The 17340-nt window shown below is 43.0% G+C and carries 14 protein-coding genes; 8 read left to right on the top strand and 6 right to left on the bottom strand.

Going from position 1 to position 17340, the window contains the following annotated elements:
* The first annotated feature begins 12 nt into the window (after window positions 1–12).
* The 4 genes from QXD64_00155 to gcvPB all read left to right on the top strand — a co-directional run bounded on the left by QXD64_00155 (window position 13) and on the right by gcvPB (window position 5078).
* Window positions 13–669 carry a MarC family protein gene (locus QXD64_00155; protein MEM3395730.1) on the top strand — a complete coding sequence of 219 codons (657 nt, stop codon included), beginning with the start codon at window positions 13–15 and terminating at the stop codon, window positions 667–669.
* Window positions 670–769: 100 nt separating this feature from the next.
* Window positions 770–2215 (top strand): pre-peptidase C-terminal domain-containing protein, encoded by a 1446-nt coding sequence (locus QXD64_00160; GenBank protein ID MEM3395731.1) that lies wholly within the window; start codon window positions 770–772, stop codon window positions 2213–2215.
* Between the two features lie 111 nt (window positions 2216–2326).
* Window positions 2327–3643, top strand: coding sequence for an aminomethyl-transferring glycine dehydrogenase subunit GcvPA (gene gcvPA / locus QXD64_00165; GenBank protein ID MEM3395732.1), 1317 nt, complete (start codon window positions 2327–2329; stop codon window positions 3641–3643).
* Window position 3644: 1 nt separating this feature from the next.
* A complete protein-coding gene (gene gcvPB, locus QXD64_00170) occupies window positions 3645–5078 on the top strand; it encodes an aminomethyl-transferring glycine dehydrogenase subunit GcvPB (GenBank protein MEM3395733.1) in 1434 nt (477 codons plus the stop codon).
* Window positions 5079–5106: 28 nt separating this feature from the next.
* Here the strand turns inward: gcvPB and QXD64_00175 are convergent, their stop codons facing one another.
* From QXD64_00175 to QXD64_00190, 4 genes are read right to left on the bottom strand one after another with little or no spacing between them, the layout of a single operon-like run.
* Window positions 5107–7518, bottom strand: a complete 2412-nt coding sequence (locus QXD64_00175; protein ID MEM3395734.1) for a right-handed parallel beta-helix repeat-containing protein — start codon at window positions 7516–7518, stop codon at window positions 5107–5109.
* A gap of 60 nt (window positions 7519–7578) precedes the next feature.
* A complete protein-coding gene (locus QXD64_00180) occupies window positions 7579–9738 on the bottom strand; it encodes a DEAD/DEAH box helicase (GenBank protein MEM3395735.1) in 2160 nt (719 codons plus the stop codon).
* Window positions 9739–10338, bottom strand: coding sequence for a FumA C-terminus/TtdB family hydratase beta subunit (locus QXD64_00185; protein MEM3395736.1), 600 nt, complete (start codon window positions 10336–10338; stop codon window positions 9739–9741).
* A gap of 13 nt (window positions 10339–10351) precedes the next feature.
* A complete protein-coding gene (locus tag QXD64_00190) occupies window positions 10352–11212 on the bottom strand; it encodes a fumarate hydratase (GenBank protein ID MEM3395737.1) in 861 nt (286 codons plus the stop codon).
* Between the two features lie 103 nt (window positions 11213–11315).
* On the opposite strand from QXD64_00190, the gene QXD64_00195 reads away from it, so the two are divergent.
* From QXD64_00195 to QXD64_00205, 3 genes are read left to right on the top strand one after another with little or no spacing between them, the layout of a single operon-like run.
* The gene (locus QXD64_00195) at window positions 11316–13892 is read left to right on the top strand and encodes a tetratricopeptide repeat protein (protein ID MEM3395738.1); all 2577 of its coding nucleotides are present in this window, start codon (window positions 11316–11318) and stop codon (window positions 13890–13892) included.
* Window positions 13882–14484, top strand: coding sequence for an MBL fold metallo-hydrolase (locus tag QXD64_00200; protein MEM3395739.1), 603 nt, complete (start codon window positions 13882–13884; stop codon window positions 14482–14484). Before QXD64_00195 ends, QXD64_00200 begins: the two co-directional genes overlap by 11 nt.
* A 33-nt stretch (window positions 14485–14517) precedes the next feature.
* Window positions 14518–15087 carry a CDP-2,3-bis-(O-geranylgeranyl)-sn-glycerol synthase gene (locus QXD64_00205; protein ID MEM3395740.1) on the top strand — a complete coding sequence of 190 codons (570 nt, stop codon included), beginning with the start codon at window positions 14518–14520 and terminating at the stop codon, window positions 15085–15087.
* A gap of 4 nt (window positions 15088–15091) precedes the next feature.
* Here QXD64_00205 and pth2 read toward each other — a convergent pair whose 3' ends face one another.
* Window positions 15092–15460, bottom strand: coding sequence for a peptidyl-tRNA hydrolase Pth2 (pth2, locus tag QXD64_00210; GenBank protein MEM3395741.1), 369 nt, complete (start codon window positions 15458–15460; stop codon window positions 15092–15094).
* Entirely contained in the window at window positions 15453–16055 is a 603-nt protein-coding gene (locus tag QXD64_00215) for a DUF1616 domain-containing protein (protein MEM3395742.1), read from the bottom strand. Before QXD64_00215 ends, pth2 begins: the two co-directional genes overlap by 8 nt.
* Window positions 16056–16112: 57 nt before the next feature.
* On the opposite strand from QXD64_00215, the gene QXD64_00220 reads away from it, so the two are divergent.
* Window positions 16113–17321, top strand: coding sequence for a molybdopterin-binding protein (locus tag QXD64_00220; protein ID MEM3395743.1), 1209 nt, complete (start codon window positions 16113–16115; stop codon window positions 17319–17321).
* Window positions 17322–17340 lie beyond the last annotated feature (19 nt).

A 17340-nucleotide genomic window follows, 5' to 3' on the forward strand; every position in this document is an offset into this window, starting at 1 on the left:
TTAAGCCGTCCAATGAGCATCGCAGAGATCATCGGTTTTGCACTTGCTACATTCGCAAGCATCTTCGCCATAGTTGACCCTCTTGCGGTAATTCCATTCTTCGTGTCGTTGACTGAGGGTTACAACAAGCAAGAGAAACACATTATTATTTTGCGTTCTGTGATTGTTGCCTTTGCAGTTTTAGTCATCTTTGCACTTCTTGGAGAATACATTTTCAGAGTTTTTGGATTTACAATCCACGCTTTCAAGATTGCTGGGGGTCTGCTGCTCTTCACAATCGCCTTTGAGATGCTGCAAGGTGAAAAATCAAAAACAAAAATCACTGAGAAGGACAAGGAGGAAGCACTTGCAAGGGAGGAAATAGGCATCGTGCCCTTGGGTGTGCCGTTGCTTGCAGGTCCAGGTGCAATCACCACCGTGATGATTTATGTCACCTACGCTCAGCGCACTGACTTCGCACCAGTTGGCTATGGAATAATAATTGGGTCTATAGCAATTGTTTGCATTCTTGCATACCTGTTTCTTGCAATTGCAGATAAAATTTTTGCAAGGGCTGGGAGAATTGGCATCCTTGCATTCTCAAGAATTATGGGTCTTATTCTTGCAGGGGTTGCAGTGCAGTTCATAATTGATGGCGTTGTAGGGGCATGGTATCTCTATTATGGATGAATGAGCCAGTGGGAAAGAGTATCTAGTAACTACAGACAATAGTTAATTTTATATACTTCCATAATCTCGGAATTTCAAGAAACACCTTGGAGGTGGCTGAATGCAGAGAATAAGTGAAAGAGCAAAAAAAATTCTTGCTGTGCTCCTCGGAATTGCATGTGTGAGCATAGCAGTAAGTGCTGTGATGTTCCAGAATAGTGCTGCTGACGATGTGGAAAGGGACTTAGTTCCAGGTAGTTCTCTTTCTGGGAGTTTATCAGGAGCGGGAAAGAAGGACTATTACAGGGTGGAAGTAAATTCTGGCAGTAAGTTAAAAATCGGACTTGATGGACCTAATACTTCTGGTGTGGATTTTGACCTTTACATAAAGAAGGGAGCAAAGCCCACAACCTCAAGCTATGATGCCAGGGCTTACACAAGCTCTGCTGACGAAACACTATCAGTGAGCAATCCTTCTGGAATCTATTATGTGATGGTCTATGACTATAAGGGTTTGGGCAGTTACACAATTTCTGCAACTGTTGAAGGAAGCAGTTCAGGTGAAGATGTAATTACACTAACTGCGGGAACTCCATACACTGGCTCTGCATCTGCGGGCAGTAAGCAGTATTTCTCTGTTGATGTGCCAAGAAGCGGCACTGCCTTGACAGTGCTTCTCTCAGGACCAAACAATGCTGATTTTGACCTCTATGTGAAAAGAGAGACCAAGCCCACAACCTCAAGCTATGATGCAAGGGGTTACACAAACACAGCCCAGGAAAAGGTTGTGCTGAACGCCAACACAAACCCGCAGCTGGTTCCTGGTAAGTACTACATAATGGTCCATGCATATTCTGGCTCTGGCCAGTTCACACTCACAGCAATTGTTGAAATTGCGGGCTCACATGAATCAAATGTTACGGAAATCCAGGCAGGTGGGAGCATAACAGATACCCTTGCCCAGAACGAGACAAAATACTTCAAAAGCACGGTAATTTTTGTTGTACCAGGTTTTGTGAAAATAACTCTAAATGGTCCTGCGAATGCTGACTTTGACCTCTATGTGAAAATTGACGGTATTCCCACCAAGGCAGATTACACTTACCGCTCTACTGGTGCAGGTAGCAGTGAAATTGTTTATTGCTCTGGTGGTAACATGTACATGATGGTTTATGCTTACGCTGGTAGCGGTGAATTCACGTTGAGTGTTATTCCAGGTGATGGTGTGGCTAAGATTGAGAACCAGACTGTGTTTACTGTGCCAGCAGGCAATACAGTTGGTAGCAGAATTGATGCAGTGAACCAAAAAGTGTATTTCCAGACCTCAATCTACTTCTTCCAGCCGGGGAATCTGACAATTAAGCTCAATGGTCCATCCAATGCTGATTTTGACCTCTATGTGAAAGCAGGTTCTTTGCCCTCAACGACAAAATACGACTACAGAAGTGTGTCCAGCACAAGCACAGAAACCATAAAAATTACGAATGCAGGAGGCACATACTACATTCTGGTTTACTCCTACAGAGGCACAGGTGCATTCACCCTGACGGTGACAGCTGGAAACTAAACTTCTTTTTTTTCTCTATTATTTTGCACCAATTTTTTCAAGGTTTGTTTTGGAATTGAAACCGCCAAAAACCTTATACCGTTCATAGCATAGGGGGAAATCGTGATAAATATGGATGAAATTCATAAAATGCTGGCAGAGGTTGGGGTTGGTTCTTTAGAGGATTTATTTTCAGACATTCCAAAAGAAGTGAGGACACAACTGCAGTTGCCCGATGGTATTGATGAAATTTCGCTTGAGCGTGAAATCAGAGCAATTCTCCAGAAAAACAGGAAGTTAACTGATTTTGCAAGTTTTTTGGGTGGCGGAATCTACAACCATTATGTGCCTGAAGCGGTGAATGAAATTATCGGAAGACAGGAGTTTTACACTGCCTATACTCCCTATCAGGCGGAAATCAGCCAGGGTGTTTTGCAATCAATTTTTGAGTATCAGAGCATGGTTTGCGAACTCACTGGTATGGATTGTGCCAATGCATCAATGTACGATGCTGCAACCGCACTTGGGGAAGCTGCCCTAATGGCGAGACGAATAAAAGATGGGAGCGAGTTCATTATTCCTTCTGCAATTTCCAGTTCGAAAAAATCAGTCCTTTCCAACTACACGAGAGGAATGGGCTTGAAAATTGTCGAGGTGCCATTTAGGGAAGACACAGGGACGATAGATTTAGAAAAACTGAAAGAAAAGGTGAGCACAGCAACCTGTGGTGTGTACATTGAGAATCCGAATTACTTCGGCTGTTTTGAGACAGAGCTGAAGGCGGTGCGGGAAATTTGCAATGTCCCATTAGTTGTGGGTGTAAACCTTCTTTCATTGGCAGTGGTGAAACCTCCGTCAGAATACGGAGCCGATATCGTTATTGGCAATTCCCTGCTTGGTGCTGGGCCCACATTCGGAGGCCCACTTGCAGGCATCTTTGCAGCAAAAAAAGCCCATCTCTGGAAAATGCCTGGTAGGATTGTGGGCTACACCCATGATAGCGAGGGCAGGATGGCTTTCTGTCTCACCCTCCAGCCAAGGGAACAGCACATAAGAAGGGCAAAAGCCACATCCAACATATGTTCCAATGAAACGCTAAGTGCCATTGCCTCCCTTGCCTATGTATCCTTGATGGGAAGAACTGGATTGAAGGAAGTGGCAATAGCATCAATGAAAAATGCAAGAAAACTCCAGGCAAAGTTGAGGGAAACAGGTGTCAAGCTGAAATTTGAGAAGGGGACAATCTTCAATGAATTTGTTTATCTGATGGACACGGACTTTCTTGCGTTTGCAAAGGAGCATGGCGTCCTGGCAGGAATTCCATTAGAAAAAGGGCTTGGCATTGAAAATGGAATTCTCTGTGCTGTGACAGAGATGAACACAGATGAGGAGATTGAAAAATTTGCAGGACTTTGCAAAAAATATTCGCAAACTCACGGGGGTGCATGAAATGTATCGCCAGGCAAGGTTTGATGAAAAGCTAATCTTTGAGTATAAGGACACCTCAGAAAGGCAGAAGTCAAAAATTGATTTTGCATTTCCAGAGGAACTTCTCCGAGCTGAGGAACCAAAAATTCCAGATGTCACAGAGGGCGAGGTAATGCGACACTTTGTGCGGCTTTCAGAGATGAATTATGGTGTTGACACTGGCTTTTATCCACTCGGCTCTTGCACAATGAAATACAACAAAAAAATCTGCGAGAGGTTTGCGAAGCACGAGGCTGTAACAATGCTTCACCCTCTCCAGCCAGAGGATACGGTGCAGGGAGCACTCCAGATTATGTATGAACTCCAGGAAATGCTCTGTAAAATTTCAGATATGGATGCTGTCTCTCTCCAGCCAGTTGCAGGAGCCCATGGTGAATTTACAGGCATGTGCATTGTGCGTGAATACTTCAGAGATAAGGGTGAGGAAAGGAAGAATGTGATTGTGCCAGATACGGCTCATGGCACAAATCCAGCTAGTGCTGCGATGGCTGGTTTCAATGTAATTGAAATTCCCTCGAAGGATGGCTGTGTGGACATTGAGGCGCTCAAAAGTGCTCTCAACAAAAATACAGCCGCCTTCATGATAACAAATCCCAACACACTCGGCATCTTTGAAAACAACATCTTAGAGATTGCAAAATGTGTGCATGATGTGGGGGCTTTGCTATACTACGATGGTGCAAATCTGAATGCAATCATGGGCAAAACCTCGCCAGGCAAAATGAATTTTGACATTGTGCATTTCAATTTGCACAAAACATTTGGCACACCACACGGTGGTGGAGGTCCCGGTGCTGGTGGCGTAGCTGTAAAGGCATTTTTGGAGCCGTATCTTCCGGTGCCGAGGGTGTTGAAAGAGGGCAACAAATACAGGTTTTCCTATGATTATCCAAAGAGCATCGGAAAAGTGAGTGAGTTCTATGGAAATTTTGGAGTGATGGTGAAAGCATATGTTTACATTAAGATGCTGGGAGGCAACGGGCTTACAAAAGTAACTGAAAGAGCTGTACTTAATTCCAATTACATGGCTGCAAAACTCTCAAAGCTCTTGCCCATGCCCTATGCAAAACTCAGAAAGCATGAATTTGTGCTAAGCGGTGCAGAGCTGAAGAAAAAAGGGCTTAAAACCACAGATGTGGCAAAACGGCTTCTGGACTATGGGTTCCATGCTCCAACTATTTACTTTCCGCATTTAGTAGAGGAAGCAATTATGATTGAGCCAACTGAAACAGAGAGCAAGGACGAAATTGACCGCTTCTGCGACGCACTTGCTACGATTCTGAATGAACCACCGGAGCTTGTGAAGACCGCACCGCACAACACTGCAGTGAAACGGGTTGATGAGGTTCTTGCAGCAAAGAGAGCGATTGTGTCTTACAAAATGATGAGAGAGTAAAAAACTAAAAAATTAAAAAAAAAAGAATTTAGAATTTTTTCTTTCTCAACACTGGTAGTATACACAGAAGTCCTATTACAAGGATTGTCAGTGGCGTTAGTTCACTTGTTACTGGGTTAACAAGCGGGGAATTGTCACTTGCACCCGCACCACCATCAATTGGATAAGCCCCTGTTCCATCCCAGTTGCTCCAGTAGTTTCCATTCCAGTTGTTTCCTCCCTTGTTGTCTGACGCCTGACAAGGCCCAGTTACACCCTTGCCCGCACCGTTATTTCCATAGAAATTGTTGTACTGAACTGTGTTGTTTGTGGCCTCATAGATCAATATGCCATACGCTGAGTTGTTGCAAAGATTGTTGTATGTGATAGTGTTATTCTCCGAGTAATAGATGGCAATTCCGTCATTGTTGCAGTTTGAGATGTTGTTATTCTTTATTGTGTTCCAATGCGAGCCCATCGTCAAGAAAATACCGTTTCCACCGTTCCCAGAAATGTTGTCAATTTCGTTTCCATCAATTGTGTTATAGCAAGAGGCGTACAATGAGATTGGTGTTCCACCAGAGACAGCAATATCTCTGATAGTGTTTTCTCGGATAATTGTGCGGCTCGATTGAGATAATGATATCATGGCCCCATTCGGTGTGGTGTTATGGATGTTATTGTTAGATATGATGGTGTCCACAGACGATAGCACATCTATTTTACCGGAGTTGAAGATTGTATTCCCATGAATTGTGTTGTTGTTAGTGTTTTCAATTCTCATGGAGTCACCGGAGATATTCGATAGAATATTTCCGACAATGTTGCTGTAGTTTGTATAATACAGATTGATTGCGTATTTGTGGTCTCCAGATAACTGGTTTGAAGTTATCTCTATGAGTTGTGAATTTTCTATGTAAATGTCGCGGAAAACAGTGTTTCCTACGATATGGCTACTACTGGAATTGCTCATGTATATCCCTTTGATGCTGTTAAGATAAAGGATTGCAATCGTGCCATTTATTGTATTGTAAAGAACCTTAGCATTGAATGTGTTGTTTAGATACACCCAGTATGAATAGACCAACATAGTGTTTGTAGCATATACATCTGCAAATATCTGGTTCTGAGAGATTGTTGTGTTGTTTCCTTGAATGAAGACACCATACCCATACGGCTTACCTCCTGCCGCACCTGTACTTTTTGATGTCACTGCAATTTGGTTCTGGGAGATTGTGTTGTTGTTTGCCTCAACAATTATCCCGTAACCATAGGAGGATGCACTACTCTTTGTTTCAGCTAGAACTAGAATGTCGTTTAGAGATATGGTGTTGTTTAATCCACCAACATAAATAGCATAAGCACTTGCGATACCGCTAGAGGTTGTGTTTGCACTAACATTGATATGGTTTCCTGTTACAATATTTTCCGTGCCGTAGATTCCAATTCCAGATGCGTACGCTCCAGAAGAGGATGTAGTAGATTTAGAGTAGACAATGGTATTCCCCTCTACGATGTTTCTGTTGCCCGATATACTTCCACCTGATGCTGAGTTATTTCGTATGATGTTATCGTCACCTCCAACCGATATGGAGGATGTAAAGTTGTTGTTTTCAATCAGATTATGGGCAGAGTAAGAGAGAGCAAAACTACCATTTACTGAGTTATTCGCAATTGTGTTCGTATCTGAGTATTCCATTGCAATATCATATCCGTTGCTAATTCCGTTGTTGGAGATGTTATTTTTGGCAATTGTGTTTGAATTGGAGTAAAGCAGCCCTATGCCGTTGAAGGAGTTATTGAACACTGTGTTGTTAGTGATTGTGCTTGCATTCGTGTAGTATAAGCCAATGCCGAAAAAGTCGTACTTCCCACGCCATGGAGACGCAGAGTTCTGTGAAACGGTGTTGTTGTCTATAACTATTGAGAGCCCGTATTCAATGTAAATCCCGTGCTTAGAGTTTCCAGTAATAGTATTATTGACCACGAAATTGTTCACACTATTTCCGTAAATGTAGACGCCAATTTTCGAGTTGTTGCAGAGGTTATTTTCCAGCTTTCCATTTGTAACATTGTTAAGGGTAATTCCAGCACCAATCGGTGAGGAACTGGTGGCATTGTACACATTGCAGTCCTTAACGACGAAATACAGGTTCGTATTCTCTATCCATATGCAGAACGAACCCCCAGCTCCGTCGATGTCATAGGCGGCAATGATGTAAGGATTGTTTTGACTTCCATCTCCTGACCAACCCTCACTTGTTGCCTGGGCTACAAAGTCGGCATCGCCATTTATGTGGATCGGTGCATGGGTAGTTCCCTTCACATAATCATCCAGTCGCTGTATGTTTTGCATCGGATTTTTGAACTCTGCTGTTCCTTCACTAGATACCACAGCACCCACAACACTGATTAACAGCGTTGCAAACAAAAAAGCCGATAAGGCTCTAGTGCAATCCATATTTTCACCATTTTGCTCAATGCTAGAAAATATATAAATCTTTCTTGAGGCATGCTCAATTTAGAACGAATCCAGTGTTCTCTGCCCTTTCTTTCTTTCCTCTACTTTTGTCTCTTTTACATACTCTTTTAATCGCACAGACAACTTCTTTCCAATCCCATCAATGCTAGCCAAAAACTCAACACTTGCATTTCTCAAATCTTCCTTGCTTTTTACTCCCGCCCTGTAAAGATTTCTCGCTCTCACTCTACCAATCTCAGGTAACTCAACAAGCGGCAGAAGTTCTGGCCTTATTCCATATTTAACTTGCACTAACAACTCATCTAAGGGTCTAAACCATGCCTGAATAAAAAGTTTAGAAAGTTCTCTGTAGGCATGGAGCAGCCATTCTGCAAGTTCAATTTTGTTGTGGACATCGCCAGGTCCAATGTCATACTTTTTAATTATAGCATCTTCAGGCATTTCATGGACCCAATCATGCAGAAATGCAGCGGTCTTCACTGCACTGTAGTGATAAATCTCCTCAATGCCATCATCTGGTGTTAGGAAGAGCAAGTCATGCCATTCCTGGAAAAAATTTTCAAGCCACAAACTGTCCTTTCTTTTTACGATGAGCGTCTCCATATCTGGCGAAAGTGAAATTGTATGGAAAACGGCTACATTTGAAAGTGGTTTCTTTTTGAGCATTGAGTTTCTAAAGAGCACAGCAGTTACGGGATCTATGTAAAGTTCGCTCGTTCTAATGCCGAATAGCGTTGGCTGGAACTCATCTCCGAATATACGAATAAATTCCTCCGCGGATAAGAAATTAATGACATCCTGTAGAACAGCATCAAGTCCACTGAGATTTCCCTGATGAGCAAGAAATGTGTGGCTGATGAAATCCTCAAGTTGTTGAAGGTTTCTTACTCTTCCTGTCGCAATTAGAGCCAGAACATGTTTTCGCATTGCACTAGTTGAGGAAAGGTTTGACTCCACATCTTCAATCTCTCCATTGATGTATTTATTGAAAAGTTCCTCCATATGCTCTGGGTTTTTTGCAAGTAAAATTGCCTCACCCTCTTTGTCATACTTTGGCCTTCCAGCTCTACCACACATCTGTTTTACTTCCATCACTGGCAGCGCAGCTCTACCAAAGGAAGAGTATCTCCAGACCTCTTTCACAATCACCCTTCTTGCAGGTAGGTTTATTCCCGCCGCCAGTGTAGGTGTGGCTACAATGCACTTTATGAGTCCCTTTCTGAAGTTCTGTTCTACAATTCTTCTAATGTTGTTCGTAAGAGCAGCGTTGTGATAGGCACAACCATTCAATACACACCCTGCTAAACTTTCATGCGTGCTCGTGGTTTCGTGGTCCGCATCCTTAATTTCCTCAGCAATTTTTTTAAGCTCGTTAAGGGTATCGTCATCTAATTCTTTTCTAACAACTTTGCAGAGCTGCTTTGCAGTGGTTTCACTACTTTTCCGAGTATTTGTGAATATCAGCATCTGACCTCCATTGCGTATGCATTCAGTTGTGAGCGCAACTATTGCATCTCCCTCTGAAATCAATTCCCTATGGGTTCCGTCCTTGTAGAAAAGCATATTTCTGTAGAAGACGCCTTCTTTCAGAACTACAGGTCTCCAATTCATTGAAATGTGTTCTGCATCTAGCCATGCTGCAAGTTCTGCAGAGTTGTTTACAGTGGCTGAGAGCGCTACAATCTGCACATTTTTTCTTAAAAGAAAGTTTGTAAGCAGGATTTCCATAGTTGGGCCTCTGTCACAGTCAGCAAGAAGATGCACCTCATCAGCTACTACAATGCTTGCATCTTCCAACAACGAGTTATGGTGTCGCAGTAACGCGTCTGCCTTTTCTGCAGTCATCACCACAATATCCATCTCTTCCAGTTTCTCGTCTGCAGCATCGTAGTCACCTGTAGAAATCCCGACTTTTGCACCAATCTTTTCAAGAATTTTCAGGTCGTCGTATTTTTCATTGGCAAGGGCGCGAAGGGGCACAATGTATATTGATTTCTTTCCCTCTACAAATCCCTTTGCGATAGTCAAATAAGCAATCAGGGATTTACCAGAAGCGGTAGGCACTGCTACGACTACATTCTTACCTGCAAGTGCGGGTTCTATCGCTAGCTCTTGGGGAGGATAGAGAGTACGGATTCCCTGAGCGATAAATAGCTGCTTTACCTTATCAGGTAGGCATAGTTCTGAAATCTCTTTCATCTATAATCCAAGTTTCTTTCTTGCCATTTCCTCATTTTTCTTTACTTCATCAGCAAGTTTCAGAAACATATTCTCTCCATTCGCGGTAATTCCGACCACAAGCGGACCAAAGTCATCTGCATTCATAATCCAGACAGCCTCAGGCATTCCGAGTTCTTCTAGGTAGACACCTTCAACTTTGTTCAATCCTTTTGCAGCTAAGATTGCTGCTCCACCAGTGAATGCAAGGTAAACGCAACCATGCTTTGCCATTGCGTCGCTTACTCCTTTGTTCATTCCACCTTTACCTATGATGGCTCTCACACCTGTTTTCTCAATGAACTCTGGTTCAAGAGAATTCATTCTTGAACTTGTTGTTGGGCCAGCAGCTACCAGTTCCCATTTGCCCTCACTTATTTTCTTCACAATTGGCCCGCAGTGGTAAATCGCCATTCCCTTCAACTCTATGGGAATCTGCTTTCCTTTATTAATGTCAGAGAGAATGTGCATGTGCGCTTCATCTCTTGCAGTATAAATTCTGCCAGATAGATAGACAATGTCTCCAAGCTTCAGCTTTTTTACATCTTCCATGCTCAATGGTGTTTTAAGATGATATTCCATTCAATCCACCTCCTCACAAATACTCAATCTTTCCATCAGAATATATTCTGCATCCTGCCCTTCTTGCAGCCCAGCACTGAACATTGACTGCAACAGGTAAGCTAGCAGTATGGCAGTAGGCATACTCTACATTCACACCTAACACTGTGGCCTTGCCTCCTAGTCCCATTGGTCCTATGCCCAGCATGTTCAAAGCCTCCTTCAAATCCTCCTCAAGTTTTGCAATCTCTGGTTCTTCATGTCTCTGCGTGATGGGTCTCAGCAGAGCTTCCTTTGCAAGCTTCATTGAGATGTCCGCAGAACCGCCAATACCCACACCAATTACTGTTGGAGGACAAGGATTGCTTCCCGCCTTTACTACAGTGTTCAGCACGAATTCTTTAACTCCCTTAACACCCTGTGAAGGTACAAGCATGCCCAAAGCACTCATGTTTTCAGAGCCAGCCCCTTTCGGAAACGCAATTATTTCCATGTATGGCTCAGATATAACTTTGTAATTTACATAGGGCATATTTCTGCCCACATTGTTGCCAGGATTTTTTCTACTCAATGGATGTACTGCATTGGGTCTAAGTGGCACAATCTTTGTAGCATCCGACACACCCTCATTTATTGCCTTCCCAATGTCTCCGTGTTCTACCTTCCCAATCTTCACATAGAACAGGGGTACTCCTGTGTCCTGACATATGGGTTTCGTCATCTTACCAGCAATGTCTACATTGTCCAAAATTGCCTTGAGCTGCATTTTTGCAGGCGGGGACTCTTCTTTCTCATAAGCATCCCTCAGCGCAGCAAGAACATCGGATGGCAGTGTAGTCGAAGCCCTCTGCAACAACCCAACAACCGCTTCCTTTATTTTTTCCTCGGTTATCATTTTACCACCGAAGCTAAATTGGGAGTAGTAGATAAGGGTTTTCTCAATGGTGCAAGAAAGTCCTATGAGTTAAATTAATCTATGAGAAGTCGTTACACAGCGCATGGAGATACCTTTTGTTGGTAGGGAAAAGGAGCTGGATATACTCAAGAATGCATTAACTAAAACTAAAGAAACTAAAGCAGGTAATGTGTACATAATAACCGGTCAGATGGGAGTGGGCAAAACAAGGTTAATTCAGGAGGCCTCTAGAATCGCGGAAAAACTTGGTTATGCAGTGATGCTTGGGAGATGCATAGATGAAAAGGCAGTCCCTTTTCTCCCAGTCATTGAAGCATTTGAGAAGTACTCCACTATACCTGATGAAACCTCAAAATATGTGCCAACAGGATTGGTCGGAACTGATCGAGAAGAAAAAGTAGAGCTCATTGGCTTTACCCGTGAGAAAATAAGAATGATGGAGGCGATAATGCGTAGATTCTCCCAAATTTCAGAGAAACAGCCAGTGATGTTAATTATTGATGATATCCAGTGGGCAGATACGGGCACTTTAAGTGTTTTCCTCTATCTAGCGAGAAATGTAAGGAATCTCAACCTGATTCTGATTGGTGCATACCCTGATGATTATGTGCGAACTATGGGCAGTCCCCAATTTGACGAATTTCTTTCAAATCTCGCCCTTGAAAAGAATGTAAATACTCTTTACCTTCACCCTCTGAAACGAGAGGATATTTCAAAAATTTTGAGCGCCATCCTTGGAACTTGGAAAATTCCGGAAGAACTCGTTGAATTTGTGCATGAGAAGACAGGTGGAAATCCGCTTTTCGTGGAAGAAGTTAGCAAAGCAATCCAGGAACAGGGAATTTTTGATGTGAAGACCAGGAAGCTCACAACCTCCCTAGACAAAGTGCAGATGCCTTCATCTGTAAAATCTGTTATTGCAATGCGATTAAAGGAGATTAAGGAGAATGAAATGAAGGTTCTCTGGTCTGCAGCAGTGATCGGAAGAGTGTTTGATTATGAAATATTGAAGGAAACTGTGGGAATAGATGAAGAGACTCTTCTAGATATTTTGGAACGCTTAGTAAATCTCAGATTTTTCGAACAGATGCCTGGTGACTCAGAGGCATTTAGGTTCATGCATAACCCAGTATATGAAGTAGTATATTCTGAGCTTTCTAGCTTGCGGAAGAGAACCCTTCATAAGAAAGTGGGGGAAATCATCGAGAAAAAGCATGGAAATGATGTGAAATTTCATGCGGATATAGGACGACATTACATGATTGCTGGCGAAAATGAGAAAGCGATAAAATATTTGACAAGCATTGCAGAGCATTCTCTGAAAAATTTTGCCGGCAAGGAGTGCGTTAGCTATTGTGAGCAAGTTCTTAAGCTTGTGCAGAACCTCAAAGATGAGAATACCAAGAAGAGGACCCTAAAGAATGTTCACATGATGCTGGGTGATTGCTACAGCATCTTTGGCGACCTCAGAAAAACACTTTCGCATTATGAGGAGGCTTTGAATAATGCAACAACAGACTATGAAAAGGCTGAGATTTTCATCAAGATGAGCAACCCATACCAGGAGATGGGAGAGACAGAGAAAGCTCTGAGCATCCTAGAAAACGCTAGGCGACTGATGGAGAATGCAAACAGTATGCAAGGCGCGGCTACCGCTCTTAGAGCTCTCGCGGTGGTTTACCTTCACATAGGCAATTTTGAGAAGGCAAGGACCTGTTTTGAAAAATGCATAGAACTCTGCAATAAAATTGGGGATGAAAGAACTCTGGCCGATGCCTATCATGGAATGGGCACGCTTTCACTTGACCTCGGGGAACTAAATAAAGCTGAGGAATATCTTTTTAAATCACTTGAAATCAGGAAACGCCTCAACCTCAAGAAAGGGCTGGCGAGCACATACAATAATCTAGCAATAATTGCACATGACAGAGGAGAAATGGAAAAAACCCTTCAATACTATGAGATGGCAAGGAAAATTTACGAGGAGCTAGATGACCTTTCAGGCATTGCTACAATCAACAATAACCTTGCTGTAATTCATGTGCCAAGAGGCGAAACAGACAAAGCAATGGAACTGTATCTGAAAAACATTGAAATTTCTGAGAGAACTGGTGATATCACCATGCTGATGCTCGCATATAGAAATATTGCCTGGATTCACAGATTTCTCGAGAACTATCCAAAGGCACTTGAGTTTTATGAGAAATCCTTAGCAATTTCAAGGAGAATTGGAGAGAAAATTAACATGACTGGAGTTTTAAACAGAATTGCAATCACATATGCGAATATGGGTGATTTTGATAAGGCTTTTGAGTATGCAAGGGAGAGTTTAAATCTTGCCGAAAGCACGGGGAGTAAGGACTTAATTGCGGATGCAAAGTGGGGTATGGGGGAGGTTTACCTCCTAGCTAAAAACTATGCAGAGGCAGAGAGATTCATGCTCGAAACTTTGGAAATCTATAAATCACTTGGAAACCCCAGCTACATCAAGGAAGTTGAATCGGACATTGGCAGAGTGTATGCAGGAATGGGCAAAATTGATGAGGCGAAGAAGTATTTTAACAGTGCACTGGAATTCTACAGGAAGATCGGTGCCAATGCACTTATAAAAGAAGTAGAGAAAGAACTTAAGAAAATTGAGGGAAAGGATGGAAGTTAAGCAGTTGAAAGTTGGCACACTTGAGAATTTTGTTTATGTTTGCTGGGAGCCAGAGACCGGAGAGGGCTTTATTGTTGATTCCTGTGAGATGAGTGAAATAAAGAGGGAACTGGCAGGAATTAGAGTTAGATATATTTTTCTCACCCACGGACATTTTGACCATAGTTCTGGATGCGAAAAACTTGCAGAAACCTTAGGAGCGAAAATTGTGGCATACAGAGATAGCAAGGTTTTTCATCACATCGGAGTTAGTGATGGGGATGAACTGATATTGGGAAAAATTAAAATAAAAATTCTTCACACACCAGGACATACTGAGGACTCCATCTGCATACTTGCAGATAGAAAGCTGTTTACAGGAGATACCCTTTTTGTTGGTGAATGTGGAAGAACAGATTTGCCTACAGGGAGCTCAGAAAAACTTTACTATTCTCTTTTTGGAAAAATTCTCAAACTCGATGATGATGTGCAGGTCTATCCAGGACACGATTATGGAGAGATGTCAAGTTCAACCATAGGTCATGAAAGGTTGCACAATTATACCCTGAAGCCCAGAACATTGGAAGAGTTTGTGAAGTTCATGCAGGAATAAAAAATAAGAGGAAGTTCGATGTTGAGGTTTCATATGGATCTTACCACGGCCCTTCTAGTTGCAGCACAGGCATTCTGGTTCATGTTTCCAGGTTATGCAGTGAATTCCCTTGCTGTACTTGTGGGGGGCGGCACACCAATGGATTTTGGAAAAAATTTCAGGGATGGGCGAAGAATCTTAGGAGATGGAAAAACCTGGCGGGGTTTCATAGGGGCTTCGCTCCTTGGCACAGGAATTGGATTAATCGAGCAATTTGCAGCATCTTACTACCCAAATCCCTATCTCCCACCCTACTCTGCTAGCACCACAACTGCGTTGCTCCTCTGCCTTACGCTCTGCTTTGGCTCAATGACTGGCGATGCCATAGGTAGTTTCATAAAACGAAGATTGGGTTATGAACGAGGGGATAAGGCCTTCCTTCTTGACCAATTTGGTTTTGTTCTCTTTTCCTGGCTCCTGCTTGCGCTTTTCTTCTGGGAATGGTTTGCAACGCATTTCCTTAATTTGCCAGCAGTGATAATGGTTCTAATTGTCACCCCTTTGCTGCACCGTGGCATAAACATCGTTGGTTACAAACTTGGAAAGAAAAAGGTACCGTGGTAGTTTCTCACACCAATTTCAGTTTACCTGTGATTTTATCAACAAGTTCTGCAGGTGCTGGGCCAATGCCAATGCATGTTATTGTACCAGGTGGAATCTCTGTGAGACCAGCATCCTCTATCAACGAAACAGGCAATCCCTCCCTCTTTGCCATCTCGTAATGAAAAAGCAATGCATCAAGATTTTCTACCTCAACTACCACCTTTTTCTGCCCTTCTGCAAACCAGCTTTCAAACCACTCCTTCCTGTGTTTTTTGCAATGCTCAGCAGCAGTAATTGCAGCATGGGCTACTTGCACTGCCAGTTTGCCTTTTGAAAGTCGCAGGTCTTTTCTAACAACCATCACTTGCTTGTATCTGAACTCCCTCTCACTCATAGATTTCTGCATTTTTTCGTTCCTCTACTTCCTCTATCTTTGCATTGAGTTCCTCTATTCTGGCTTTCGTTTCCTTTATCTTATCTCTATAATACTTTCTCCGCTCCCCTGTGCTCACTTTCTCCTTTTCCTCATACATATGAAGCAGTTTTTCTGCCTTTGCCTTTTCAGAAGCCAGACCAGCAAGCAAATCCAGGAAGTCCTCCTTTGTGATAGGTCCCTGTTTTGGTGTTTTTGCCTTCCTTTCCAGTTTCGGATGGATGCGTCCGAGCCATGGATAGGCACCTCTATACCAGCCGGCAACAAAAAAAACAGCGGAAACTGTGATTATGGAAAGTTCAATGTAGGGAAAGCCAGTTGCAGAACCCTGAAAATAGCCCTTACCTGTCGTGGGGTCTGGTGGCAAGGCACCTAAAAACCAACCAATTAGGATAACCACGACCATGCTCACCCCAATAGAGAAAACGAGGCGATAAAGAATGTCCCATTCCCTGTCAAATTCTCCCTTCCTTGGAAACATAAACTGGACTATCGTATACCCGGGAAGAAAATATAGGAGGAAAACTCCAATCAGCAAGCGGAGCACATCAATCATGTTCCCAACTCCTTAACAATGGGAAAAATTTAAGGGTTTGCTTTCTCTCTGCAAGCCATGGAATTGCTGAAAAATGTGATTGACTTTGCCACTGCAAAAAAGCTTCTGCTTGAAAATCTGAAACAAGTTGAGCGAGTTGAGGTATTAGGAATTGCAGACGCAGGATTTCGGGTGCTAGCAGAGGATATTGTATCTCAAGTGGATGTACCCCCTTTCAACCGTGCTGCAATGGATGGGTATGCTGTGATTGCAGAAGAGACTGCTGGTGCAAAAGCCATAGAGCCAATAACATTGAGAAAAATTGGAGAGGTGCATGCAGGCGACATGCCAGTAATCCATGTGATGCGAGGCACCTGCGTCCAGATTGCAACCGGTGCTGCAATGCCAGAAGGAAGCGATGCCGTTGTGATGGTGGAGCATACAGAGGTTGAGGAAGGGAGCGAGACAGTAAAAATCTATAGCCCTGTAAGAAAAGGAGAGAATGTTACCAGGGCTGGAGAAGACATAAAAAAAGGAACTGTTGTGATTAAAAGAGGAGAAGTTCTCACCCCTGGGAAAATCGGGGCTTTGGCTGCTATCGGCAGGGAAAAGGTAAGAGTTTATGAGAAACCAAGAGTGGCAATAATTCCCACTGGTAATGAAATTTTGAAACCTGGCGAGCAATTGCGTCCTGGGAAAATTTATGATGTGAACACCTATACACTTGCCTCCCTCATCCAGTTTGCAGGTGCTGTGCCTGTGATTTATCCTGTTGTAGCTGATGAAATGGATGCTTTGAAGAAGGCATTGGTGGAAGCATTGAAAACCGACCTTGTGCTGTTTGCTGGTGGAAGCTCCGTAGGTGAAAGAGACCTCATTGTGAAAGTGCTGTCTAATGCCGAATTGCTCTTCCACGGAATTGCTGTGAAGCCGGGAAAGCCAACGCTCTGTGCAAAGGTTAATGGGAAGATTGTGCTTGGAATGCCAGGGTATCCTACATCCTGCCTCACAAATGCCTATGCATTGCTATTGTCCGCACTTGGAAAACTTACGAGGCGAGAGATACAGTTGAGAAGGGTAAAGGCAAAGATGGGGAGGAGAGTAGCTTCCACAATCGGAAGGTTGCAATTCTTGCCTGTTAAGCTTGATGGCGAACTTGCAATTCCAGTTTTTAAGGAATCTGGGGCTATTACGAGCATGGCTGATGCTCATGGCTACATTGAAATTCCAGAAAATGTGGATGTTGTGGAAAAAGGAGAGGAAGTTGAGGTAGTAATGTTTCTGTAATTGGATTTCTCACTTAACT

The sequence above is a fragment of the Thermoplasmata archaeon genome, assembly GCA_038874435.1.
In the GTDB taxonomy this organism is placed as follows: domain Archaea; phylum Thermoplasmatota; class Thermoplasmata; order Lutacidiplasmatales; family SKW197; genus SKW197.

Bases quoted from the DNA above. Each gene is read 5' to 3' on its own strand.
- QXD64_00215 (MEM3395742.1), bottom strand. From the start codon at position 16,055: ATGATTGATGTGCTCCGCTTGCTGATTGGAGTTTTCCTCCTATATTTT.
- QXD64_00160 (MEM3395731.1), top strand. From the start codon at position 770: ATGCAGAGAATAAGTGAAAGAGCAAAAAAAATTCTTGCTGTGCTCCTC.
- gcvPB (MEM3395733.1), top strand. From the start codon at position 3,645: ATGTATCGCCAGGCAAGGTTTGATGAAAAGCTAATCTTTGAGTATAAG.
- gcvPA (MEM3395732.1), top strand. From the start codon at position 2,327: ATGGATGAAATTCATAAAATGCTGGCAGAGGTTGGGGTTGGTTCTTTA.
- QXD64_00185 (MEM3395736.1), bottom strand. From the start codon at position 10,338: ATGGAATATCATCTTAAAACACCATTGAGCATGGAAGATGTAAAAAAG.
- QXD64_00220 (MEM3395743.1), top strand. From the start codon at position 16,113: ATGGAATTGCTGAAAAATGTGATTGACTTTGCCACTGCAAAAAAGCTT.
- QXD64_00205 (MEM3395740.1), top strand. From the start codon at position 14,518: ATGGATCTTACCACGGCCCTTCTAGTTGCAGCACAGGCATTCTGGTTC.
- QXD64_00155 (MEM3395730.1), top strand. From the start codon at position 13: ATGAGCATCGCAGAGATCATCGGTTTTGCACTTGCTACATTCGCAAGC.
- QXD64_00190 (MEM3395737.1), bottom strand. From the start codon at position 11,212: ATGATAACCGAGGAAAAAATAAAGGAAGCGGTTGTTGGGTTGTTGCAG.
- QXD64_00195 (MEM3395738.1), top strand. From the start codon at position 11,316: ATGGAGATACCTTTTGTTGGTAGGGAAAAGGAGCTGGATATACTCAAG.
- pth2 (MEM3395741.1), bottom strand. From the start codon at position 15,460: ATGAGTGAGAGGGAGTTCAGATACAAGCAAGTGATGGTTGTTAGAAAA.
- QXD64_00180 (MEM3395735.1), bottom strand. From the start codon at position 9,738: ATGAAAGAGATTTCAGAACTATGCCTACCTGATAAGGTAAAGCAGCTA.
- QXD64_00200 (MEM3395739.1), top strand. From the start codon at position 13,882: ATGGAAGTTAAGCAGTTGAAAGTTGGCACACTTGAGAATTTTGTTTAT.
- QXD64_00175 (MEM3395734.1), bottom strand. From the start codon at position 7,518: ATGGATTGCACTAGAGCCTTATCGGCTTTTTTGTTTGCAACGCTGTTA.